Below are 22302 nucleotides of genomic sequence, written 5' to 3'. Positions count from 1 at the left end.
CCGCCTACGCGAGCGCCTGCGTGAGGTCCGCGAGCAGGTCGTCGACGGTCTCGATGCCGACCGACAGCCGCACCAGGTCGCCGGGCACCTCCAGCGGCGACCCGGCCACCGAGGCGTGCGTCATCCTGCCCGGGTGCTCGATCAGGGACTCCACCCCGCCCAGGGACTCCCCCAGCGTGAAGAGCTTCGCCCGGTTGCACACCTCGACGGCCTCCGCCTCGCCCCCGGCGACGCGGAACGACACCATGCCCCCGAACCGCCGCATCTGCTTGGCCGCCACCTCGTGCCCCGTGTGATCGGGCAGCCCCGGGTAGAGGACCTGGGTCACCTTCGGGTGCGCGAGCAGCAGGTCGACGACGCGTTCGGCGTTGTCGCAGTGGCGGTCCATGCGTACGCCCAGGGTCTTGAGCCCGCGCAGCGTCAGCCACGCGTCGAACGGCCCGGCCACCGCGCCCATGGCGTTCTGGTGGTAGGTCAGCTCCTCCCCGAGCCCGCGGTCGACCGTCACCAGCGCCCCGCCGACGACGTCGGAGTGCCCGCCCACGTACTTGGTGGTCGAGTGCACGACGACGTCCGCCCCCAGCAGGAGCGGCTGCTGCAGGTACGGTGACGCGAACGTGTTGTCCACCACCAGCAGCGCGCCGTTGTCGTGGGCCAGCTGCGCCAGCCCGGCGATGTCGGCGATGCCGAGCAGCGGGTTGGTGGGCGTCTCGACCCAGACGATCTTGGTCTTCTGCGTCATCGCCGCGGCGACGGCGTCGAGGTCGTGCAGCGGGACCGGGTCGTAGTGCAGGTCCCAGCGCTGCTGGACCTTGGCGAACAGCCGGTACGTCCCGCCGTACGCGTCGTTCGGGATGATGACGTGATCCTGCGGCTTGCACACCGTGCGCAGCAGGGTGTCCTCGGCGGCCAGCCCCGACGCGAACGCCAGCCCGCGCGTGCCGCCCTCCACCGCCGCCATCGCCTCTTCGAGCGCGGTCCTGGTGGGGTTGGCCGATCGGCTGTACTCATATCCGGAACGCAGACCGCCCACGCCGTCCTGCTTGTAGGTGGAGGTCGCGTAAATCGGCGGCACCACCGCGCCCGTCGTAGGGTCGGGCTCCTGACCTGCGTGGATGGCCAGCGTCTCAAAACCGTTGCTCATATAGCCACGTTAATGGAAGTCGGCCCGCGATCCGTCCCCTCCGGATCACGGGCCGACCGCGGGCGCCGTCCCCCAACGACCCCCGCTATGGCTCGCGCTCCATGCCCGCGCGAGCCAGGTCCTCAGGCCGCCTTGGGCTCGCGGTCCTCCGCGTGCGGCCGGAGCCGTACGACGTCCGCCTCGATGAACCGACCGCTGCCGCCCTGCGCGGGCTCCCCGTTGATACGGGAGAGCAGCACTGGGTCGGCCAGCGCGAGCAGCACTCCCACCAGCAGCCCGACACCCAGTAGCACGAACCCGATGACCACCATTTCCTGTCCCCTTCCGACATATCCAGCATCGGCGACCCCCCATGGCCTCCGCCTCCGCTGAAGGACTGGTCTCCGGCGACCCGTCTCGGCCGAACGGTTGATACGAGTTGTCCGACTTCCGGCCTAGGCTCAAGGCCGTGGTGGAGAGCAAGCGCATCGTGTACTGGATCCGCCGGCTGAGCGAGATCGCGATGATCGGCTGGCTGGGCATGATGCTGCTGCTCGACCTCGTGCTGGCCGGCGTCACCGGAGGCGTGCAGTGGATCGTGCCCTTCTGCGGCGCGGCCGGCATCGCGGCCGTGATGCTGCGGCGCCGCTACCGGATCGAGGGGTTCAGCATCATGCTGGCCCTGTCGTTCAGCACGTCGATCGTCATCGGCGGCACCGAGATGGTGGGCGCGCCCGGCATGGCGGAGACGGGGTCGCTGCTCATCCTGATCATCGGCGTGCTGCGGCACGTGGAGCCGGTGCGGCGGGCGGCGGTGCTCGCGTGCGTGGGCCTGATCGTGCTGCTGGCCGAGGCCATCGGGCGCGAGTACAACAACTCGGGGCTGGCGTTCTCGTTCCTGCTGTTCGCGGGGTGGTCGACGGCGGCCGGGGTCGGCGGCTACCTCCGCTTCCAGCAGGAGCGCCGCACCGAGGCCGTCCATTCGGTACGGCGGGCGGAACGCCTCGAACTGGCCAGGGAACTGCACGACCTGGTCGCCCACTACATCACGGGCATCGTGGTCCAGGCCCAGGCCGCGCGTACGGTCGCCGAGACCAAGCCGGAGGCGGTGGCGCCCGCGCTCGACGCGATCGCCTCGGCCGGGTCGGAGGCGCTGACCTCGATGCGGCGCATGGTCACGGTGCTGCGCGCCGAGGAGGACGGGAGCCGCAAACCCGGCGTCACGCTGGCCGACCTGCGGCTGCTGACCGAGCGGTTCTCCGCCGACGGGCCGAAGGTGGCCTTCGAGATCGGGCAGGGGCTGGACGATCGCACCCTGCCGCCCGAGGTCATGACCACCCTGCACCGGGTGCTCCAGGAGGCGCTGACCAACATCCGCAAGCACGCCTCGCGCACCGCCTGGGTCGAGGCCGGTCTGCGGCGCTTCGAGAGGGCGGTGGTGCTGCGGGTGCGAAACTACGGGTCGGGGTCAGATCCGAAGGTGTCGCGCCTCGGCGGCGGGTTCGGGCTGGTCGGGATGGCCGAGCGGGTGGAGGCTCTGGGCGGCAGGCTCTACGCGGGCCCGTCCCGCGAGGGCGGCTGGGAGGTGGTCGCCGAGTTCCCCCTCGCCTAGGGCCCGCTCGAACGCCTCTCCGCCCAGCACGGCACGCAACCTGTCGCTGATCCGCTCCACGTCCGGCCGCTCGCCCGCCGGCAGGGGCGCCCCCACCGCCCGCCGCATGGCCGTGGCCGCCCCGAGCAGCCTGGCCGCCTCCACCGCCCCGCGACCCTGGTCGATCGACGCCGAGCCGCGATCGTGGTCGATCGACAGGGCTCCGGCCAGGCCCTCCAGCGCCAGCGCGATCGCCCGGGGGTCGCCGGTCGCCCGTGCGGCCTCGTACCCCTCGCGATGCCTGGCCAGCGCGAGCGCCGCGGCTCCGCGCTGCTCGGCCGCGAAGCCCAGCTCCGCCATGATGAACGCGATCCCGGGCGTCCCCCGCACCCGCCGCAGCCAGTCGAGCACGGGCAGCAGGTACGACTCCGCCTCCTCGTACCTGCCCTGCCGCCGGGCGCTCAGGGCCAGGCCGAGCACGGCGTGCTCCTCCGCGGACTTGTGCGACTGCTCGACCGCCAGCCGCCTGGCGCGTTCGTGGAAATCGTCGGCCCGCTCGTAGTCGCCGGACAACATCGCGATCCGGCCCAGAGAAGCCACCTTGAACGACACCTCGAACCCCAGCTCCTCCGCCAGCCGCAGCCCTTCCTCCCGCAGCCGGGCCGCCCTGGCGTAGTCGCCGCGGATCTCCGCCGCCCGGTCGAGCACGTCCATGGCCTCGATCTGCCCCCACCCGTCCCCGAGCTCCCTGAAGACCGCCAGGCCCCGCTCGCCGTCGCGTTCCATGGCCGCCAGGTCGCCCCGGCCGACGGCGAGCTTCCCCCTCAGGCAGAGCGCCGCCGCTTCACCCCACCGATCGCCCAGCTCCCGGTACGCGGCCAGCGCTCGCTCCGCCGCCACCTCGTGCGCCCGCCGGTCCCCGTAGGCCCACCCGGCGTGGCTCGGGAACCAGTCGGCCAGCGCCGCGCCCGCCGGGTCGAGCTCGGCCCGCCGGATCGGCGTGCCGGGCTCGCCGATCAGCGACTCGATCCCGGCCAGCCAGACCGACGCCCGCGCCTCCTCCGCTCCGGAGGCACCGGGCGTCCCCAGAGCCGATGACAGGGCCGCGGACGGTCCCGCCGACAGGACCGCTGACAGGGCCGCTGACAGGGAGCGGCGGGCCTCGCGCAGGCGGCCGCGCAGGAACCAGTACCAGGCCAGGGCGTTGACCAGGCGCAGCGGCTCCGGCCCCGCGAGGGCGAGGCGGAGGTTGGCGCTCTCGGCGTCGAGCCGGGCGAGCCATTCCCGCTGGCCGGGGCCCTTGAGGTCGGCCCGTTCCGCCAGGGCGGTGTAGTGGCGGGCGTGGCGCTCCCTGATCGCGTCGTACTCGCCCGCCTCCCGCAGCCGCTCCACGCAGTACGCCGTCACGGACTCCAGCAGCCGGTAACGCGGCCCCGCCACCCGCACCACCAGCGACCGGTCCACCAGCCTGGCCACGGCGTCGAGCACGTCCACCCCGGGCTCGGCGCAGACCTCCTCGGCCGCCTCCAGCGTGCACCCGTCGGCGTGCACGGCCAGCCGGCGCAGCACGACGCGCTCGGGTTCGGGCAGCAGCTCCCAGCTCCAGTCGATCATCGCCCGGAGCGTGCGCTGCCGCGCCGGCGCGTCCCGCATGCCCGCGCTGAGCAGCCTGAACCGGTCGTCCAGCCGGTCCGCCAGCTCCCGCACCCCGAGGGCGCGCACGCGGGTGGCGGCCAGTTCGAGCGCCAGCGGGATGCCGTCGAGCCGCCGGCAGATGGTGGCCACGGTCTCGCTCGGGCGGACGTTCGCGCGGGCCGTGAAGAGCCGTACGGCCTCGGGTTCGGGCAGGGGCGGCACCACGCGTACGCGCTCGCCCGTCACGCCCAGCGGCTCCTGGCTCGTGGCGAGCACGCGGAGGCCCGGGACTGCGCGCAGAAGGGCGGAGACCAGCTCGGCCGCCTGCTCCACCAGGTGCTCGCAGTTGTCGAGGACGAGCAGCACGCGCTTGCCCGCCAGCGCCCCGGCCAGCCTGGACGCGAGCGGGGCGGCGTCGTCGTCCCGCACGCCGAGCACGGCGGCGACCGCCTCGGCGACCTCGGCCGCCCCCGCGAGCTCGGCCAGCCACACCCCGTCGGGGAAGTCCGGCACCCCGCCCGCGGCGGCCAGGGCGAGCCGGGTCTTGCCGACGCCGCCCGGCCCGGTGAGCGTCACCAGGCGCGAGGCGGCCAGCAGCGCACGGACCTCGGCCAGCTCCCCCTCCCTGCCGATCAGGTCGGTGAGGGGCGCGGGCAGGTTGGTGGCGGGCGCGAGCGCGGAGCCGGGCGTCAGGCCGGGGTCCTGGCGGAGGATCGCCTGGTGGAGGTCCGCCAGCGCGGGTGACGGGTCGAGCCCCAGCTCCTCCCCCAGCCGCCCGCGCAGCTCCCCGTAGGCGGCCAGGGCCTCGCTCTGCCGCCCGCCCCGGTAGAGCGCCTTCATGTGGGCGGCGACCAGCCGCTCGCGCAGCGGGTGGCGGGCCACCAGGTCGCCCAGGTCGACGGGTTCGCCCAGGTCGAGGCGTACCTCCGCCTGCTCCTCCAGCGCCGCCAGGCGCGTCTCCTCCAGGCGCGCCGCCTCCGGGATCGCGAACTCGGCGTCGGCGAACTCGGCGTACGCGGGCCCGCGCCACAGCGCCAGCGCCTGCTCCAGCTCGGCCGCGCGCAGGCGGGGATCAGGGGATCGGCGCTCCACGAGGGAGCGGAAGCGCCGGGCGTCGCAGTCGTGGGAGGCCAGCCGGTACCCGGCGGGCCCGTGCACGACCAGGCCGGGCTCGCCGAGGGAGCGGCGCAGCTGGGAGACGCGGGCCTGGAGGGTGCCGACCGGGTTGCGGCCGGCCGCGGCGCCCCAGAGGTCGTCGATCAGCCGGTCCGCCGAGACCGGCCCGCCCCCGTGCGCCAGCAGGTCGGCCAGGAGCGCGCGTACCTTGGGCTCGCCCACCACGACGGGCGAGCCGTCCTCGGCCCAGACCTCCAGCGCCCCCAGCACCCCGAATCGCACCACGTCATTACCCAACCCGTGGCGGGGCCGAAGGATTTCCGTAGCGGCGTGCCCGAGGGTGTCGGGCATGAGTCGAGTGACAGTTGTGGGACTGGGCCCGATGGGCTTGAAGATGGCCGAGACGTTCCTTGCCGCCGGGCACGAGGTGGCCGTGTGGAACCGTACGGCGAGCAGGACCGCGCCGCTGGTCGCCAAGGGCGCCAGGCAGGCGGCGAGCGCGGCGGACGGCGACCTGCTGGTGGTCAGCCAGATCAGCTACCAGGCGATGTACGACAGCCTCGGCGACGCCAAGCTGGACGGCAAGGTGGTGGTCAACCTCAGCTCCGACACCCCGGAGGCGCTGCGCGCGGCGGCCCGCTGGGTCGAGGGGCGCGGCGGCACGCTCGTCACGGCGGGCATCATGGTGCCGCCGCCGGGGATCGGGATGCCGGGCGCCTACACCTTCTACAGCGGCCCCAAGGAGGCCCTGGACCGGCACGCCGGGACGCTGGCGGCGCTGAGCGAGATCACGTACGTCGGGCCGGACCAGGCGCTGGCGATGATGTACTACCAGGCCCAGCTCCTGATCTTCTGGTCGAGCCTGACCAGCTTCATGCACGCGATGGCGCTGCTGAACACGGCGGGGACCGCGCCCGCGGAGTTCCTGCCGTTCGCCCGGGACCTGTTCACGCAGCTCGGCGGCGAGGGCCCCATGGGGTACGCCAAGATCCTGGCCGAGGAGTTCGCGGCCGGGAAGTATCCGGGCGAGCTGAACTCCCTGCACATGCAGGCCGTCGGCATCGGCCACGCCGTGGAGGCGCTGGCCGACGCCGGGCTGGAGACCACGGTGCCGGGCGCGCTCAAGGCGCTGTTCGAGCGCGCCGACGCCGAGGGCCGGGGCCACGAAGGGCTCGGCACCGTGATCGAGTCGATCAGAAAGCCCTAGTGGTTGGCCAGGAAGGCGAGCAGGTCCTGGCGGGTGATCATGCCCGAGGGCTTGCCGTCCTCCAGCACAACGGCCGCATCAGCCTTCTCCAGCGCTTCGACCGCACGAGCCACAGGTTCACCACTGCCGATCATGGGTAGCGGCGCGGACATGTGATCGCTGATCGGGTCGTCGGAGGAGAGCCTGCCGTGATAGAGCGCTTCGAGGAGGTCGCGTTCGACGATGGAACCGACCACCTCGGCCGCCATGACCGGCGGCTCCTCCTTCATCACCGGGAGCTGGGACACCGAGTATTCCCGCATGATCGAGATGGCCGTGCCCACCGACTCGTGCGGATGCGCGTGCACGAACTCCGGCAGCCCCGCCCCCTTCCGCGCCAGCACGTCGGAGACCAGCCCCTCCTCGGAGGCCGTGGTCAGGAAGCCGTAGTCGGCCATCCAGTCGTCGTTGAAGATCTTGGACAGGTAGCCGCGCCCGCCGTCGGGCAGCAGCACGACGATCACGTCGTCGGGCGCGGCCGTGGCCGCCACCCGCAGCGCCGCCACGACCGCCATCCCGCACGAGCCGCCGACCAGCAGCCCCTCCTCGCGGGCCAGCCTGCGGGTCATGTTGAACGAGTCCTTGTCGGACACCGCGATGATCTCGTCGCAGATCTTGGTGTCGTACGTGGCGGGCCAGATGTCCTCGCCCACCCCCTCCACCAGGTACGGCCGTCCGGTGCCGCCGGAGTAGACCGAGCCCTCGGGGTCGGCCCCGATGATCTTCACGCGGCCGCCGGAGACCTCCTTGAGATAGCGGCCGGTGCCGCTGATCGTGCCGCCGGTGCCGATGCCCGCGACGAAGTGGGTGATCCGGCCCTCGGTCTGCTCCCAGATCTCCGGACCCGTCGAGTGGTAGTGGGAGTCGGGATTGTTGACGTTGGAGTACTGGTCGGGCTTCCAGGCGTTCGGCACCTCGCGGGCCAGCCGGTCGGAGACCGAGTAGTAGGAGTCGGGGTGGTCGGGCGAGACGGCGGTCGGGCAGACCACGACCTCGGCCCCGTACGCCCGTAGAACCGCGATCTTGTCCTGGGCCACCTTGTCCGGCACCACGAACAGGCACCGGTATCCCTTCTGCTGGGCCACGATCGCCAGGCCCACCCCCGTGTTGCCGGAGGTCGGCTCGACGATCACGCCTCCCGGACGCAGCTCGCCGGACGCCTCCGCGGCCTCGATCATGCGGACGGCGATGCGGTCCTTGACCGAGCCGCCCGGGTTGAAGTACTCGACCTTGGCCAGCACCTGTGCGGACAACCCCGCGTTGACTTTGTGCAGCCGGACGAGCGGAGTGTTCCCCATGAGATCAACCAGGGAATCGTAAACGCGCACCGAGGTGTTCACCTTCTTTACAGAAGCTTGGTCAGCTTGCCTGTGGCCGAGATCCAGTGGGGGTGGCCGGCACTCGGCTAGTTTTCAAGCAAACGCTACCGCTGAGTTCGACTAGGAGGGGACGTACGGTGGTCTGGCCAGCTGGTATGGCGCGCGCGGCACGCAAGATCGCCACGGCCGCGGCGCTCGGAGGCGGTGGGCTGACGGCCCTCGGCGCGACGGCGTACGGACTGCTGATCGCCGAAGGGCTGCTCGCGCGCAGGGCCATCGGGCAGCCGCACGGCCTGGACGGGCCTCCTTCCGACGGCACGTACGGCGATTTTCGCGGCGAGCCGCTCAAGATCGCCATGCTCGGCGACTCCACGTCGGTCGGGCTCGGCCTGACCGACCCCGACCAGACCCCCGGCGTGCTGCTCGCGTACGGTCTGGCCGCGGTCGCCGAACGGCCGGTGCGGCTGCTCGTCGCCGGCAAGTCGGGCGCGCCCTCGGTCGAGCTGGGCGACCAGGTCGACAAGGCCCTGACCATGGAGCCCGACATCGCGGTGATCTTCGTGGGGGCCAACGACATCATCACGCAGACGGCGCCCGCGACCGCCGTACGCCATCTGGCCAAGGCCGTGCGGCGGTTGCGGGACGCGGGCGTGGAGGTGGTCGTGGGCACCTGCCCCGACCTCGGCACGGTGCGCCCGATCGGGCAGCCGCTGCGCTGGGTGGCGCGGCGGTGGAGCCGCCAGCTCGCGGCGGCGCAGACGGTGGCGGTGGTGGACGCGGGCGGCCGTACGGTGGCGTTCGCCGACCTCCTGGGCCCCGAATTCGCTACAAATCCGACAGAAATGTTCGGACCGGATCGTTTCCATCCATCTGCCCGAGGTTACGCGCAGGCCGCTTACACGGTGCTACCGTCAGTGTGCGCTGCGTTGGGGCTGGGGCCTGAGCCGCGTCCCGCACGCGGCGAAGCACTGCAACCGATCTACCTTGCGGCGGCTACGGCCGCGGAGGAGCCCGGCACCGAGGTCACCGCGACCCGGGTCGACGGACGGGCGACGGGCCTGCACGGAAAGTGGGCGACGTTGTTCCGCCGGCGGCTCGGCGAGACGTTCAACGACGCCCGCCGTCTGACGTCCCGGCTCGGCGAGACGCTCGACGACGCCTGACGTCCCCCGTCTAGGCCCGTCGGGCCGACTGTCGGTTACTCTGCGCGCCCGCGTCGCCACTCCTCGTCCCCTTTGGAGTGGATTGCCCGTGCAGCGACCCCTCTGGAAACCGTCCGTCGCGCTGGCCGGAACCCTCGCCGGAGTCCTCACCGCGACCGCCTGCTCCGGCAGCGACGCGGCCACCGCCCCGAGCTTCCCGACCTGGCAGAACACCCAGGTCAACGCCGTCAGCCGGATGGCGGTGGGGGCCGGGGTCGTCGCCACCACCGCCATGAAGCCCGACGGCACGCTGGAGACCGTCGCCGTCGGCCTGCGGGACGGCAAGCGGCTGTGGGCCTACCCGGCCACGATGGCCGGCCGCCTGCCCGGCATGGGCGTCTCGACCCCGGCGGTCGTCGAGACGTCGCCGGGCCAGGGCGTGGTCGTCGCGCTCGACCCGGCCAAGAGCGGCCGCTGGAACGCCACGCTCATCGCCCGCGACGCGCGCTCGGGGGCGCAGAAGTGGAGCAGGCCGGTGCACTCGACGTTCGGCCCGCAGCGCTGCGGGCCGTACGTCTGCGTGTCGGAGCACACCGCCCTGACCACGGCCCGCATGGTGGTGCTCGACCCGTCCAGCGGGAAGTCCCTGTGGAAGCTGCCGGGGATCTCCGAGGTGGAGTGGTCGGACCCGAGCCGGGTGCTGCTGCTCAGGCTGGCCGCCAACCCCATGATCGAGTCGTACGAGCTCAAGAGCGGCAAGCTCCAGTGGCAGCAGCCGATCGAGCAGGCGCTCGGGCCCGGGATCGACATGTCGGGCGGGTGGGCGTTCGGCGCGACCGGTGACAATCTGGTCGGCTACGTCGCCCCCTACACGAACCCCCAGACGAAGAAGGTCTCCACCTTCGGCCTCTTCTCCGTCAAGATCGGCAACGGGACGATCAACTGGATGCGACCCTCGGTCGTACGCGTCTATCCGAGCGGCAGCCCCGGCTACGCCCCCGTCGTGCGCCCCGTCGACCGCCAGGGGGCCTACGGCGGCTTCGCCCGGCTGGACTCGGAGAGCGGCCGGGTGGTCGGGCAGATCCCCGCGGCCGACGTGCCCGGGTCCGGCTGGTGGCTGGCCTTCCCCGACCGGATGGACAAGCTGGGCTTCCTCAAGCACGACGCCAAGGGCACGGCGTTCGACCTGGTCTCGGGCAAGCCGATGCCGGTGGAGGAGCAGCACGGCTGGTCCTTCTGCGTCACCGACCCCAAGCCGCTGGCGCTGCGCGGGCAGGCGCCGGGCTTCTACTCGACGGCCTCGGTCTGCGAGTACGACCTGGCCACCGGCAAGCGGGTCAAGGGCGCCGTCGTGCCGCCCGCCTGGTTCACGGGCAGCCAGGACGGATGGCGGCTGTGGCGCGACGAGAAGGGCGCCATCCACGCCATCAACGACCAAACCTCCACCGCGCCGGGTATGTATGGATAGGACCGGAATATAGTTCTATCGGAAGCACCCGACAAAGGAGGGGCCATGCCCGAGGCAGTCATCGTCGCGACCGCGCGTTCCCCGATCGGCCGGGCCTTCAAGGGCTCGCTCCAGGAGATCCGCCCCGACGACCTGACCGTGCAGATGATCAAGGCGGCGCTGGCCAAGGTGCCCCAGCTCGATCCCTCGTCCATCGACGACCTCATGCTGGGGTGCGGGCTGCCCGGGGGCGAGCAGGGCTTCAACATGGCCCGGGTGGTGTCGGTGATGCTCGGGCTGGACAACGTGCCCGGCACGACCGTGACGCGCTACTGCTCCTCGTCGCTGCAGACCACGCGGATGGCCTTCCACGCGATCAAGGCGGGCGAGGGGGACGTGTTCGTGTCGGCCGGGGTGGAGACCGTGTCCCGGTTCACGAAGGGGAACTCGGACTCGCTGCCCGACACGCACAACCCCGTCTTCCTGGAGGCCCTGGCGCGTACCCAGTCCTTCACCGAGGGCGGGAAGGTGTGGCACGACCCGCGCGAGGACGGCGATGTGCCCGACATCTACCTCGCGATGGGGCAGACCGCCGAGAACCTCGCCCAGCTCAAGGGGGTCACCCGCCAGGAGCAGGACGAGTTCGGGGTGCGCTCGCAGAACCTGGCGGAGAAGGCGCTGGCCGACGGGTTCTGGGCGAAGGACATCACGCCGGTGACGCTGCCGGACGGGACGGTGGTGGAGAAGGACGACGGGCCGCGGGCGGGGACGACGTACGAGAAGGTCGCCACCCTCAAGCCGGTCTTCCGGCCCGACGGGACGGTCACCGCCGGCAACTGCTGCCCGCTGAACGACGGGGCGGCGGCCGTCGTCGTGATGAGCGACGTGAAGGCCGCCGAGCTGGGGATCACGCCGCTGGCCCGCATCGTCTCGACCGGGGTCACCGGGCTGTCCCCGGAGATCATGGGGCTGGGGCCGGTGGAGGCCTCGAAGCAGGCGCTCGCGCGGGCGGGGATGGCGATCGAGGACATCGACCTCGTGGAGATCAACGAGGCGTTCGCCGCGCAGGTGATCCCCTCCTACCGGGACCTGGGGATCCCGCTGGACCGGCTCAACGTCAACGGCGGGGCGATCGCGGTGGGGCACCCGTTCGGGATGACGGGGGCGCGCATCACGTCGACGCTGATCAACAGCCTGCAGCACCACGACAAGAGCATCGGGCTCGAAACCATGTGCGTGGGCGGCGGCCAGGGCATGGCCATGATCCTCGAACGCCTCGGCTGAGCCGCACCCCACCACACCCCGCCGAGCCGCCGCGCTCCAAACCGACCAGGGCAGACGGGCGCGGCGGCGGCAGATCAGCCGTGGATGTCGGGGCCGGCGCGGTGGGGCGTGATGTGGAGGAGGACGCGGTGCTCGCGGATCATGGCGGCGCGGTAGTCGTCCCAGTCCGGGTGCTCGCCGGAAATGTCGCGATAGTACGAGATCAGCCCGTCCATGGCCTCCGGGAGCGGCTGGATGTCGGCCGTGCCGTCCACCTGGATCCAGGGGCCGTAGAAGGCGTTCGTGAAGGCGCACACCGAGACGTGCGGGTCACGGCGGATGTTGCGGAGCTTGACGGCCGTTTCACGGGTGCTGATGACGATCTGGCCGCCCGCCACCCCCACGGTCACCGGAGACATCTGCGGGCGCCCGTCGCGATGCCTGGTGAGCAGGACGGCCTGGTGGTTGGTGCGGAGAAAGTCGAGTGCCTTGTCGAGATCCATGCCTTCATGATGCCGCGCCCGCGCTTGGAGCACGGGCGCGGGGACGGTATGGGCTTAGATGAAGCCCATGCGGTTACGGCGGTGCCGCTCGTGTTCGTGCACGATCGCGGCGGCGTAGCCGTGGGATAGCCCGTGCTCGTCGGCAAGCCAGTTGGCCCGCTCGTCGCACCTCAGGAAAGCCGGGCCGTTGTCGATGGCTTGGAACCACTCGGGGAGTTCGCGTCCCGTTATGGTCGGGACTCTGGCGATGAGCTTGGTCTGCGTCTCCGGTGAGTGGTTCAAGGACATGGGCACCTCCGCGGATAACGGTCCTTTGCTCGACACTGCAACACCTGCGTCCGAATGGCAAGCCCCTAGCCAGGCATCATTCCGTGACGGCACGTAGATTTTCGGTCGCACACAGAGAGGGCCCCGCCTGAACGGCGAGGCCCCCGGTGGTTACTCAGACGTTAACGATCAGTCGCTACTGGTGAAATAGCTGACGAACCGGAGCACCTCGAGGTAGATCCAGACCAGGCTCAGCGTCAGACCGAACGCGCACTGCCAGGCGAACTTCTCCGGCGCCCCCTCCCGCACGCCCTGCTCGATCGAGTCGAAGTCGAGCAGCAGGAAGAAGCAGCCGATCAGGATCATGACGATGCTGAACACCCAGCCGATCGGGCTGTCGGTGCGCAGACCGAGGCCGCCGTCGACGAAGATGCCGAGGATCATGTTGACGAGCAGCAGCCCGAGCGCCGCAATGCCGGCCGCGAGGCCGAACTTCACGAGCTTGGGTGTGACCCGGATGATCCGCAACGAGTAGACCGTCAGCACCGCTCCGAACGCGAAGGCCGTGCCGAGCACCGCCTGCAGCACGATGCCGCTGATCATGCCCTCGAAAACGGAGCTGATCTTGCCGAGGAAGACGCCCTCGAAGATGGCGTACCCCAGGATGAGCGCCGGGTTGGTGCTCTGCGTGAACGAGGCGATCAGCCCGAGGATCAGGGCGACGACGGCGGCGCCGATGGCGACCATGGGCGGGACGTTGAGGACCCAGGCCGCGGCGGCGGCCGCGACAAGAGCCCCGAGGGTGAGAAACCCGCGCACGACGACGTCGTCGAGCGTCATGGTGCGGTACGCGGGCCGAGTGGGTTGCGCGTACGACGGCGCGTCGTACATGTTCTGCAGCTGGCCGGGGGACGGGGTCGGCCCGGCCCAGCCCGCGGACTGCTGCCGCGACCTGCTGAAAACGGGGTTCTTGCTCTCCATCGCTGCCTCCTGTGACGCCGAGCCTACGGGGCGCGGCGACACCTTGGTCAACTGACGTGTTAGATCGATGTTCATTCGGGACTTCGGCAGCTTCCCAACGAACGTGACCGGCCGAGAGTTCCCAAGGTCATCAGGCCGGCTCTTCAAGATCATCCAGGGCCCCGCCGGGACCCTCGCGGCCACGACTCCGCAAGCGCCATTTACTGTGCGTCCACAAGAAAAGACCGGCAGTAATTGCGTAGTCGGGCATTCACAGAAAGAAACGTTCGTGAGAAGCCCGAAGGGCAGAAAGACAGCGCGTTGTCAATATGGCGAAGGGGAAAAGTAAACGACGCCCACCTGAGCTTACTCGGACGCTCCCGGCCGGGCTCAACCGGTCCGGTGTCAACGCCCCCAGGCCCCTGCGACCAGGGGCGGAGCGCCTACGGACACGGCAACTCCGTAACGGCTCGATATCGGCCGCAGTCGGCCCGTCCGACGATCGCGGTAAACCTCCAGGTCAGAGACCTAAAGGCGATGAAGACGGCAAGTGCCCCCGGCGGGATTCGAACCCGCACGTCAACCCTTTTAAGGGGTTTGCCTCTGCCATTGGGCTACGGGGGCGCCGCAATCATACGAAACAGACCATGGTTCCGAGGAGCACAACTTCGCATCAGGCGTCACAACTGTGAAGTCTGCGGTGAAGTGAGAGGGCTCCAGGCACTCTGTCCAAGAAGAGTAGACCGTCCAGATGGTCGAGTTGGTGCTGAATGCAGCGGGCTTCGAAGGCGTCCGCCTCGATGGTGACCGGCTCCCCCGTACCTGGCAAATGCCCACGTACGGTGATACGGGTGGCGCGGAGGACATCTGCCGTGAGTCCCGTGATGGACGTGCAGCCCTCGCGCCAGGGGTCCCAGTGGGAGGCCCTGGCGAGGCGTGGATTGGCCAGGACGAGCTCTCCGGCCCACGAACGACTCCGAGGATGGAGTCCGGCGTCAAAGGCGATCAGGCGCCAACTCAGGCCGATCTGAGGGGCGGCCAGCCCGGTCGTGGCGGGCTCGCGGCGGAGGGTGGCCAGGAGGTCGGCGGCGGCGGCCACGATCTCGGGAGCGGTGGGGTCCACCGCCTCGGCGGCGAGGGACAGGAGCGGGTGCGGGGCGCCGAGGACCTCGCGCGGGGTCCCCGGCCGGCCGGCGAGCACGTCGCGGCCGCCGGGCGCCCCGGGAGGAACGTCGCCCCACCCGTTCACAACAGGTCCGGTTCGACGGGGCGGAAGGTGATCTCCGAGTCGAGACTGGCGCCGACGGCCGCCAGCCTGCGCATGAGCGCCGCCACGTCCACCTCCTTCGGCAGCTCGACGTCCGCGATCAGCACGTAGAGACGGCCGCTGAGCCTGGTGCTCATCCCGGTGATGTTGCCCTTGTCGGCGGCGAGCACGGCGCTGATGGCCGAGACGATCCCGGGCCGGTCGGGCCCGTGCACGGTCAGCACGTAGCCGAGGCCGTCCCCTTCCTCGCAGAAGTGCCGCCGGGCCTCGATCGCGGAGGCGGTCACCACGAGATCGGACGCGCACAGGCGCTTCAGCAGCTCGACGGAGTCCAGATCGCCCGACACCAGCAGCATCATCGCCACGTGGCCGCCGAGCAACGTCATCGTCGAGTCCTGGATGTTCGCTCCGCAGTCGGCGAGCGAACCGGTGACCGCGGCGATCACGCCGGGCCGGTCGACGCCGAGCACGGTCACCGCTGAGAGCCCCACCCGTGGTACCCCTTCCGCTTGCGACCAGGGGTGCCGAAAACGCCCCGGCGAGCTTCGCCGGGGCGCCTGCCGTTCCTGGGCTAGCGACGGGTCGTCGCGACCGCGGCCCTGAAGTCCTCACGCGGGTGCTCCATCTCACCCAGCGAGATCGTCTCGCGCTTGAAGAACAGGGCCAGGGTCCAATCGACGACGACACGGACCTTGCGGTTCAGCGTCGGCACCCGCGACAGATGGTAGGTCCGGTGCATGAACCACGCAGGGAATCCGCGAAGCTTGACGCCATAGACATTGGCGACACCCTGGTGAAGGCCCAAACCGGCAACCGATCCGACATACTTGTGCCGGTATTCGACCAGTTGCTGACCACGCAGGTGACGGACGATGTTGTCGGCCAGCACCTTGGCCTGGCGGACGGCGTGCTGGGCGTTCGGGGCGCAGTACTGGCCGGGGTTCGTGACGTCGGGCACCCCCGCGGCGTCGCCCGCCGCGAAGGCGTCGGCCGTGCCGGCGACGGTGAGCATGGCGGTGCACTTGATCCGGCCGCGCTCGTCGAGCGGCAGCTCGCTGTCCTTGACGACGGGGCTGGGCTTGACGCCCGCCGTCCACACGAGGGTCTCCGCGTCGAACTCCGAGCCGTCCGAGAGGATCACGTGCCCGCCGGTGCAGGACTCCAGCCGGGTCTCCAGCTTGACGTCGATGCCCCGCTCGCGCAGCTGCTCCAGGGTCCACTTGCCCATCTCGGGGCCGACCTCGGGCAGCACCCGGTTCGAGGCCTCCACGAGCACCCAGCGGATGTCCGACGGCTGGATGTTGCGGTAGTAGCGCGTCGAGTCCTTGGCCATGTCCTCCAGCTCGGCGAGCGCCTCGACGCCCGCGAACCCGGCGCCGACCACGACGAACGTGAGCGCCTTGCGCCGCACCTCCGGGTCGTCGGTCGACTCGGCCACGTCGAGCAGGTGCAGCACGCGGTTGCGCAGGGCGATGGCCTCGCCCACCGCCTTGAAGCCGATGCCGATGTCGGTGAGGCCGGGGATCGGCAACGTACGCGAGATCGATCCGGCGGCCATGACGATCACGTCGTAGGCCACCTGGCGCGGCGCGCCCTCGGGCGGCTGGAACGTGACGGTGCGCTCGGAGTGGTCGACCTTGGTGACCCTGCCGTTCAGGATGCGCACCTTGGGCAGGATCCGCCGGAGCGGCGCCACCACGTGCCGGGGCGAGAGGTTACCCGCCGCCGCCTCAGGCAAGAAGGGCTGGTAGGTCATGTAGGACTGGGGGTCGATGATCGTGATGCGCACCTCGCCGCCGCGCAGCTCACGCTGGAGCGTGCGCTGCAGCCGGAGCGCTGTGTACAGGCCGACGTATCCACCGCCGACGATCAAGATGTGCTTGTTCATCCTGAGGCCCCATCCCTCGTGGAGTGCTTGTGAAAGCATTCACAAGCTTACGTCAAGCCCGTTCGACGAATCCAACCCGGGGGTGGTGCAACGCGTCACACAGCCAGTGACCTGGCCCTGGTGAAGACGTCGTCCAGCATCTGGGCGGTCACGCGGCCGGTGAACGTGTTCTGCTGGCTGGGGTGGTAGCAGCCGATCAGCGTGACGGGGACGCCCTCGTGCCGCACCTCCACCTCGGCCCCGTGCCCGAACGCCGGCCTGGCGCGCGGCAGCTCGTATCCGGCGTCCTTGAGCGCGGGCCACACGGCCTGCCAGGCGTAGCCGCCGAGCGCCACGACCACCCGCACGTACGGGGCGACCAGCGCCACCTCCCTGGCCATCCACGGGAAGCAGGCGGCCTTCTCCGAGGGCAGCGGCTTGTTCGCGGGCGGCGCGCAGCGCACCGAGGCCACCACCCGCGTGTCGATGAGCTTCTGGCCGTCCCCCGCGTGCGTGCTGGTCTCCTGCGCGGCCAGGCCGGCGCGGTGCAGCGAAGCGAACAGCCAGTCGCCGCTGCGGTCGCCGGTGAAGATCCGCCCGGTGCGGTTGCCGCCGTGGGCGGCCGGGGCCAGGCCGACCAGCAGGATCCGCGGGCGCTCGGCGCCCCAGCCGGGGACCGGACGGCCCCAGTACGTCTGGTCCGCGAACGCGCGCCGCTTCGCCTCGGCGACCTGCTCACGCCACTCCACCAGGCGGGGACAGGCACGGCAGACGGACTGTCCGGCCGTGAGCTCCGCGAGGGTGTCACTGGTGGCGGCGAGGCGGCGCACGTCCGCGGGGTCGAGCGCGACCGGGGTGTCAGCGGTCGCCGGGTCTTCGGGCCAGCCGGTGCCAGGAGGTACGAAGCTCATGACACCGATGGTGCCCGATCATTTGGCGGGCTTCGGACTGGGCGTGGGGGTCGGGCACCCGGACGGCTTCACGGCGCGCTCGGCGGCCGCCGCCCTCTCCTCGATCAGCGGCAGCGGGTAGCGGTTGAGTATGGGCTCGCCGCACGACCGGTCGACCGTGTACCCGAAGTTCCCGGGGTTGGTGGTCAGCGGCCTGCCGTCCTGGTCGTAGAGGTAGACGTCGGTCAGCGGGGTGCCGTCCTTGGCGTACGGCTTGATGTTGTAGACGTCGTCGTTGGACGACGCCTCGGCCGCGTACATCCGCGGCTGCGGGTTCGCCATGACGACGCGCACCCCATCGGAGTCGCGCGACCCGGCCTCCGCCATCCCGGCGAACAACGCCAGCGCCGCGACCAGGTTGAGCGCCCCGACGAGTCCCGCGGCCAGCCGTCCGCTGCGCCGCCTGCCGATCCAGACCGAGACCCAGACGCCTGCCGCGACCAGGGCCCAGGCGGCCGGGTTCGGCGGGACGAGGCCGCCCTCGCCGGTCATCGCCAGCAGCAGCATGGCCAGCAGGTAGCCGCGCAGCACCCACCATCCGGGGCGCAGCTCCGGCAGGAAGCCCACGAAGCCCCGGTACGGCCCCTGGTCCATCAGCCTGGTGTGCGCGCCCCGCACCCACGCCCGCGGGTCGGCGTGGCGCTTCCCGCGGCCGCGCGGGCGGTCTCCGTACGCGGCCGCCAGCTCCTCGGCGTAGACCTCGGGCGGGCCCAGCCGGTCCTCCAGCGGCAGCTCCGACTCCGCCGCGATCTCGGCCAGATGGTCGTCCAGGTCTTCGAGTAACTCCTCCCGCTCGGGATGGTCGGCCAGGACATCCCGTACGGCCCGTGCGTACTCTCCGGGTGTCATGCTTGTCCCTCCTTGAGCAGGGATGCCATGGTTGCCGAGAACGAGGTCCAGGTCTTGGCCGACGTGGCGTACATGCTCCGGCCGACCTCGTTGAGCCCGTAGTACTTACGGTGCGGCCCTTCGTCCGAGGCCACCACGTAGGACGTCAGCGCCCCGGCCTTGAACAGGCGGCGCAGCGTGCCGTAGACCGACGCGTCGCCCACCTCCTCCAGGCCCGCCTCCCGCAGCCGGCGCACGACGTCGTAGCCGTAGCCGTCGCGCTCGTTGAGCACGGCGAGCACGGCCAGGTCGAGCACACCTTTGAGGAGCTGGCTGCTATCCACGCAATGCACACTACTGTGCAAAGCGCAGTAGTGCCAACAAGAAAACCGGGTGGCGCCCGGAGGTGCCACCCGGCTGTCAGTCAGTCACTCGGCCTTGCTGACGCGGAAGGCGTTCAGGAAGCCGCGGGGGGCTCGGCCGGGGCCGGAGCCGAGCAGGGGGCGTACGACTTGGTGACGACGTCACTGTTGTTCGGCCCCGAGATCGACAGCGAGACGTTGCCGCCCTTGACGTCATCGCCGGTCAGCGTGCTGGAGAGCGAGTCGACGCTCTTCGTGCCACCGTCCCGGTCGAAGTAGCTGACGCCGCTGGACACCGGCTTGCCGTTCACCGACCAGGTCCAGGAGACCCGGGCAGCGCCGGTCGAGCTGATGGTGCCGGTCGCGCCGACCTTGCAGTCGGTGGTCGTCGCCACCGAGGTGGCGGCGGAGACCCGCGAGGCCGGAGCCTCGTCCTTGCACCAGACCTTGTAGTAGGCCCGGTTGGAGGAGACGCCCTCGGGGCTCAGGATCTCCAGCTGCGCCCAGCCGCGCTGGCTGTGCCGCGGGGAGATGCCGAAGCCGACCTTGCGCGTGTCGTAGACCTTGACCTTGCCGTAGTCGGCCACCTCACCGTTGAGGATCCAGCGGTAACGGACCCACGCCGGGCGGTTGGCCTGGATCAGGCCGACGAAGCCGATCTTGTCGCCGGGGGTGCAGGAACCGACGTACGAGTCGGGGCTGGCCCATGCGCGGGCCGACACCGACACGTCGAGGTGCGAACGCACCTCCTTGGGCTCCTGACAGGAGACGGAGAAGTAGCTCTTCTTGGAGGTGGCCTTCTTCGGACCGAGGACCTGAACGGCCTCCCAGCCCTTGACGCTCTCCTTGAAGGTGATGGACTGCTTCACCGTCACCGACTTGGTGCCCTTGCCCGAGAGCTTGATCACCTTGACCTTGCTCTTGGACCCGTCGCCGTGGAGCCAGCGGTAGGCCAGCTCCGTCTTGCCCTTGACGGAAACCTTGATCTTGGTCGCGAAGTTGACCTTGACCGGGCAGGCTCCCTCGTAATCGCCCGCCGACACCGAGGGCGCGGAGACCGCGACCTTGGGAGCGGCCTTGGCGGCCGTCGCCGCCTGGGCGGGGCTGGCGACCAGGCCCGCGGCCAGGGCGGCCAGCACCGCGGCGGACGCACCGAACGCCGCCGCCTTACGTGCTAACCCAACAGACATCATGTGAGAGTGCTCCATTCCTTTGAGGGAAGAGACGCGCTCGGGAACGGTCGCCACGCCGGCACCTTCCGTGCACAGCAATATGGCAAAGCCCCCGTAATGCCCCTTTACCTAAGCACAATACTGATTGCACGCTCAACACGATGCATAGACCGGAAATGTCCGGATTTCTTCAGTTATCGGGCGATAGACCAGGCGATGCCGTCGAGGATGTCGTGTTCGCTCACCACGACCTGCGAAAACGCGAAACGGCGAACGATCCGGTCGAGAATTAGCGCGCCGGCGCCAATCACGTCCACTCTTCCCGGGTGCATGACCGGAACCTCGGCCCGCTCACCATGGGTCATCGCCAGCAGCCGCCGGGTCACCTCGTGAACCTGCCCGGCCGAAATCCGCGAGTGATGAATTCTGGCCGAGTCGTAGGCGGGCAGATCGAGCACCATGCCCGCGACCGTCGTCACCGAGCCCGCCAGCCCCACGAGCGTGCGGGCCCGCCGTACGGGCACCTCCGCCACGACCCGGTCGAGCGCCGCCTCGATGTCGGCCACCACGGCCTCCAGCGCGGGCGCGGACGGCGGGTCGCCGGCGTCCTTGAGGTGCCGCTCGGTGAGGCGCACGCAGCCGATGTCCACCGACAGCGCCGCCTCGGCGTGCTCCGAGCCGACCACGAACTCGGTCGACCCGCCGCCGATGTCCACCACCAGGTACGGAGGCAGCGGCCCCTGCGGCAGCTCGGTCTCCGGCGACAGCCGGACCAGCCCCTTGGTCGCCCCCACGAACGAGAGCTCCGCCTCCTCGGCCCCCGACACGACCTCCGGCTCCACGCCGAAGATCTCGCGGACCCCGTCCACGAACTCCTGCCTGTTGGCCGCGTCCCTCGTCGCGCTGGTGGCCACCACGCGGGTCCTGACGGCCCCGTGCCGGTCGATCAGCTCCCGGTAGACCCGCATGGCCTTGAACGTGCGCTCCAGCGCGTCAGGAGCCAACCTGCCGGTCCTGTCGACGCCCTGGCCGAGGCGGACGATCTCCATCCGCCGGTCGACGTCGTCGATGAGATCGTCGCCCACATCGGCGATGAGCAGGCGTACGGAATTGGTGCCGCAGTCGACGGCGGCTACACGCATGGTCCGTCACTCCACCAGTCGGGGAGGGCGTCGAGCGCCTCCCTGCCGAACGGGTTGGCACCGGGCGCCGCCAGCTCGTGCGCGACGAGCGCGTGCAGGCACTTGACCCGCAGCGGCATGCCGCCCGTGCTCTGCATGTCACGCGGGAGCGGCTCCAGCCCCTCCTCCTTCGCGGCCTCGTCGCGCCTGGCGACGTAGTCGTCGTGCGCGGCGCGGTAGGCGGCGGCCAGCTCGGGATCGGTCGCCAGCCGGGCCTGCATCTCCCGCATCAGCCCCGAGCCTTCGAGCGTGCCGATGGCCGAGGCCGCCTTGGGGCAGGTCAGGTAGTAGAGAGTCGGGAAGGGCGAGCCGTCGGGCAGCCGCGGCGCGGTCTCCACCACGTCGGGGTTGCCGCACGGGCAGCGGTGCGCCACCTCGCGCATCCCCCTGGGCGGGCGCCCGAGCTGCAGTCGCACCGTCTCGACGTCGCGCTCATGGTCGCGCCCGCTTCGGCCCTCGTTGACTCGTCCCTCGCTCTCTCGGGCCGAGCTCCTGCGCTCGCGCTCATGGTCGCGCCCGCTTCGGCCCTCGTTGACTCGTCCCTCGCTCTCTCGGGCCGAGCTCCTGCGCTCAGGACTGTCCAACACTTTCCTTCCCCGTCACGGCCCTGCGGCCGGTGCCCTTGTCGGCGGCCTCCACCGACTCCCAGAGCGTCTGGTACCACGGCGGCAGCGCCGGCTGCTGCTGCACGGCCGTCTGCTCCTTGATCTGCCGCTGGTCCATCACCACGTAGCACTTCTCGCCGGGCCCGCAGTAATGCAGCCGTTCCTTGGCCGTCTTCTTGATCCAGTTGGGATCGTCGCTCTGCCGGTCGCGCGCCAGCAGCGTCTGCTTCTCCGCCTCGACCCTGGCCTTCTCCGCCCGATGCTCGGCGATGCTGCGGCGCAGGCTGATGTACTCGCGGACAGGGTAGGCCAGGCTCATCGCGATCGCGCACACCACGACGGCCAGGATGGCGGCCCGCCCGGTCAGCTGCGGCCTCTTCGCCAATTGCTGCACCCCCTGCCTATGGCCTCACTTCTGGCCTCAATTCGTGAGGCGGCCCGGTGATCGAGCCGCCTCG

21 protein-coding genes, 1 tRNA gene and 1 pseudogene are annotated in these 22302 nt (G+C 70.7%); 5 read left to right on the top strand and 18 right to left on the bottom strand.

From position 1 onward, the window contains the following. Nucleotides 1–4: 4 nt before the first annotated feature. The gene (locus tag ABZS69_RS10565; protein ID WP_355369431.1) at nt 5–1144 is read right to left on the bottom strand and encodes a cystathionine gamma-synthase; all 1140 of its coding nucleotides are present in this window, start codon (nt 1142–1144) and stop codon (nt 5–7) included. Between the two features lie 122 nt (nt 1145–1266). Then, nucleotides 1267–1455 (bottom strand): hypothetical protein, encoded by a 189-nt coding sequence (locus ABZS69_RS10560; RefSeq protein ID WP_355369429.1) that lies wholly within the window; start codon nt 1453–1455, stop codon nt 1267–1269. A gap of 191 nt (nt 1456–1646) precedes the next feature. On the opposite strand from ABZS69_RS10560, the pseudogene ABZS69_RS10555 reads away from it, so the two are divergent. Then, nucleotides 1647–2669, top strand: a pseudogene (locus tag ABZS69_RS10555) (histidine kinase); the annotation flags it as partial. Here ABZS69_RS10555 and ABZS69_RS10550 read toward each other — a convergent pair. Further along, on the bottom strand, nt 2592–5750 hold the full coding sequence (locus ABZS69_RS10550) for a BTAD domain-containing putative transcriptional regulator (RefSeq protein WP_355369427.1): 3159 nt from the start codon (nt 5748–5750) through the stop codon (nt 2592–2594). The pseudogene ABZS69_RS10555 and the gene ABZS69_RS10550 sit on opposite strands and share 78 nt — an antisense overlap. Nucleotides 5751–5814: 64 nt before the next feature. On the opposite strand from ABZS69_RS10550, the gene ABZS69_RS10545 reads away from it, so the two are divergent. Beyond that, a complete protein-coding gene (locus ABZS69_RS10545) occupies nt 5815–6672 on the top strand; it encodes an NAD(P)-binding domain-containing protein (protein ID WP_355369425.1) in 858 nt (285 codons plus the stop codon). Here ABZS69_RS10545 and ABZS69_RS10540 read toward each other — a convergent pair. Next, nucleotides 6669–8039: a cystathionine beta-synthase gene (locus ABZS69_RS10540; RefSeq protein WP_355369423.1), complete on the bottom strand. Its 1371-nt coding sequence runs from the start codon at nt 8037–8039 to the stop codon at nt 6669–6671. The two genes, ABZS69_RS10545 and ABZS69_RS10540, sit on opposite strands and share 4 nt — an antisense overlap. A gap of 146 nt (nt 8040–8185) precedes the next feature. Here ABZS69_RS10540 and ABZS69_RS10535 point away from each other — a divergent pair, with 146 nt between their 5' ends. From ABZS69_RS10535 to ABZS69_RS10525, 3 genes are all read left to right on the top strand, one after another. After that, nucleotides 8186–9193 (top strand): SGNH/GDSL hydrolase family protein, encoded by a 1008-nt coding sequence (locus ABZS69_RS10535; RefSeq protein ID WP_355369421.1) that lies wholly within the window; start codon nt 8186–8188, stop codon nt 9191–9193. Between the two features lie 88 nt (nt 9194–9281). Beyond that, nucleotides 9282–10640 carry a PQQ-binding-like beta-propeller repeat protein gene (locus ABZS69_RS10530; protein ID WP_355369419.1) on the top strand — a complete coding sequence of 453 codons (1359 nt, stop codon included), beginning with the start codon at nt 9282–9284 and terminating at the stop codon, nt 10638–10640. 45 nt (nt 10641–10685) lie between these two features. Continuing rightward, nucleotides 10686–11903 carry an acetyl-CoA C-acetyltransferase gene (locus ABZS69_RS10525; protein ID WP_355369417.1) on the top strand — a complete coding sequence of 406 codons (1218 nt, stop codon included), beginning with the start codon at nt 10686–10688 and terminating at the stop codon, nt 11901–11903. Nucleotides 11904–11977: 74 nt separating this feature from the next. Here ABZS69_RS10525 and ABZS69_RS10520 read toward each other — a convergent pair whose 3' ends face one another. The 14 genes from ABZS69_RS10520 to ABZS69_RS10455 form a co-directional block, all read right to left on the bottom strand. Next, nucleotides 11978–12385: a PPOX class F420-dependent oxidoreductase gene (locus tag ABZS69_RS10520; RefSeq protein WP_355369415.1), complete on the bottom strand. Its 408-nt coding sequence runs from the start codon at nt 12383–12385 to the stop codon at nt 11978–11980. 54 nt (nt 12386–12439) lie between these two features. Further along, entirely contained in the window at nt 12440–12673 is a 234-nt protein-coding gene (locus ABZS69_RS10515) for a DUF4287 domain-containing protein (protein WP_349448394.1), read from the bottom strand. 168 nt (nt 12674–12841) lie between these two features. Next, nucleotides 12842–13633, bottom strand: a complete 792-nt coding sequence (locus ABZS69_RS10510) for a Bax inhibitor-1/YccA family protein (protein WP_355369413.1) — start codon at nt 13631–13633, stop codon at nt 12842–12844. 530 nt (nt 13634–14163) lie between these two features. Then, a tRNA-Leu gene (locus ABZS69_RS10505) sits at nt 14164–14236 on the bottom strand. A 49-nt stretch (nt 14237–14285) separates the two neighbouring features. Continuing rightward, complete coding sequence (locus tag ABZS69_RS10500) at nt 14286–14861, bottom strand: peptide deformylase (RefSeq protein ID WP_355369411.1); 576 nt, start codon at nt 14859–14861, stop codon at nt 14286–14288. After that, nucleotides 14858–15370 carry an ACT domain-containing protein gene (locus ABZS69_RS10495; protein WP_355369409.1) on the bottom strand — a complete coding sequence of 171 codons (513 nt, stop codon included), beginning with the start codon at nt 15368–15370 and terminating at the stop codon, nt 14858–14860. The genes ABZS69_RS10500 and ABZS69_RS10495 overlap by 4 nt, the downstream gene beginning before the upstream one ends. A gap of 80 nt (nt 15371–15450) precedes the next feature. Further along, nucleotides 15451–16767 carry an NAD(P)/FAD-dependent oxidoreductase gene (locus tag ABZS69_RS10490; RefSeq protein WP_355369407.1) on the bottom strand — a complete coding sequence of 439 codons (1317 nt, stop codon included), beginning with the start codon at nt 16765–16767 and terminating at the stop codon, nt 15451–15453. 95 nt (nt 16768–16862) lie between these two features. Then, nucleotides 16863–17657 (bottom strand): uracil-DNA glycosylase, encoded by a 795-nt coding sequence (locus tag ABZS69_RS10485; RefSeq protein ID WP_355369405.1) that lies wholly within the window; start codon nt 17655–17657, stop codon nt 16863–16865. A gap of 18 nt (nt 17658–17675) precedes the next feature. Beyond that, nucleotides 17676–18545 carry a hypothetical protein gene (locus tag ABZS69_RS10480; RefSeq protein ID WP_355369403.1) on the bottom strand — a complete coding sequence of 290 codons (870 nt, stop codon included), beginning with the start codon at nt 18543–18545 and terminating at the stop codon, nt 17676–17678. Further along, nucleotides 18542–18868, bottom strand: a complete 327-nt coding sequence (locus tag ABZS69_RS10475) for a PadR family transcriptional regulator (protein WP_355197401.1) — start codon at nt 18866–18868, stop codon at nt 18542–18544. Before ABZS69_RS10475 ends, ABZS69_RS10480 begins: the two co-directional genes overlap by 4 nt. 113 nt (nt 18869–18981) lie before the next feature. Continuing rightward, the gene (locus tag ABZS69_RS10470; protein ID WP_355369401.1) at nt 18982–20079 is read right to left on the bottom strand and encodes a hypothetical protein; all 1098 of its coding nucleotides are present in this window, start codon (nt 20077–20079) and stop codon (nt 18982–18984) included. A gap of 173 nt (nt 20080–20252) precedes the next feature. Continuing rightward, nucleotides 20253–21200, bottom strand: coding sequence for a Ppx/GppA phosphatase family protein (locus ABZS69_RS10465; protein WP_355369399.1), 948 nt, complete (start codon nt 21198–21200; stop codon nt 20253–20255). Next, nucleotides 21191–21622 carry a DUF501 domain-containing protein gene (locus tag ABZS69_RS10460; RefSeq protein WP_355369851.1) on the bottom strand — a complete coding sequence of 144 codons (432 nt, stop codon included), beginning with the start codon at nt 21620–21622 and terminating at the stop codon, nt 21191–21193. Before ABZS69_RS10460 ends, ABZS69_RS10465 begins: the two co-directional genes overlap by 10 nt. 187 nt (nt 21623–21809) lie before the next feature. Continuing rightward, nucleotides 21810–22229, bottom strand: a complete 420-nt coding sequence (locus ABZS69_RS10455; protein ID WP_355369397.1) for a septum formation initiator family protein — start codon at nt 22227–22229, stop codon at nt 21810–21812. Between the last annotated feature and the right edge of the window lie 73 nt (nt 22230–22302).

The organism is Nonomuraea sp. NPDC005650 (genome assembly GCF_040605375.1).
Lineage (GTDB): Bacteria > Actinomycetota > Actinomycetes > Streptosporangiales > Streptosporangiaceae > Nonomuraea.
This window is presented reverse-complemented; position numbering and strand designations above follow the sequence as displayed.

Bases quoted from the DNA above. Each gene is read 5' to 3' on its own strand.
- ABZS69_RS10560 (WP_355369429.1), bottom strand. From the start codon at position 1,455: ATGGTGGTCATCGGGTTCGTGCTACTGGGTGTCGGGCTGCTGGTGGGA.
- ABZS69_RS10545 (WP_355369425.1), top strand. From the start codon at position 5,815: ATGAGTCGAGTGACAGTTGTGGGACTGGGCCCGATGGGCTTGAAGATG.
- ABZS69_RS10465 (WP_355369399.1), bottom strand. From the start codon at position 21,200: ATGCGTGTAGCCGCCGTCGACTGCGGCACCAATTCCGTACGCCTGCTC.
- ABZS69_RS10490 (WP_355369407.1), bottom strand. From the start codon at position 16,767: ATGAACAAGCACATCTTGATCGTCGGCGGTGGATACGTCGGCCTGTAC.
- ABZS69_RS10535 (WP_355369421.1), top strand. From the start codon at position 8,186: ATGGCGCGCGCGGCACGCAAGATCGCCACGGCCGCGGCGCTCGGAGGC.
- ABZS69_RS10515 (WP_349448394.1), bottom strand. From the start codon at position 12,673: ATGTCCTTGAACCACTCACCGGAGACGCAGACCAAGCTCATCGCCAGA.
- ABZS69_RS10480 (WP_355369403.1), bottom strand. From the start codon at position 18,545: ATGACACCCGGAGAGTACGCACGGGCCGTACGGGATGTCCTGGCCGAC.
- ABZS69_RS10470 (WP_355369401.1), bottom strand. From the start codon at position 20,079: ATGATGTCTGTTGGGTTAGCACGTAAGGCGGCGGCGTTCGGTGCGTCC.
- ABZS69_RS10520 (WP_355369415.1), bottom strand. From the start codon at position 12,385: ATGGATCTCGACAAGGCACTCGACTTTCTCCGCACCAACCACCAGGCC.
- ABZS69_RS10525 (WP_355369417.1), top strand. From the start codon at position 10,686: ATGCCCGAGGCAGTCATCGTCGCGACCGCGCGTTCCCCGATCGGCCGG.
- ABZS69_RS10565 (WP_355369431.1), bottom strand. From the start codon at position 1,144: ATGAGCAACGGTTTTGAGACGCTGGCCATCCACGCAGGTCAGGAGCCC.
- ABZS69_RS10510 (WP_355369413.1), bottom strand. From the start codon at position 13,633: ATGGAGAGCAAGAACCCCGTTTTCAGCAGGTCGCGGCAGCAGTCCGCG.
- ABZS69_RS10485 (WP_355369405.1), bottom strand. From the start codon at position 17,657: ATGAGCTTCGTACCTCCTGGCACCGGCTGGCCCGAAGACCCGGCGACC.
- ABZS69_RS10460 (WP_355369851.1), bottom strand. From the start codon at position 21,622: ATGCGCGAGGTGGCGCACCGCTGCCCGTGCGGCAACCCCGACGTGGTG.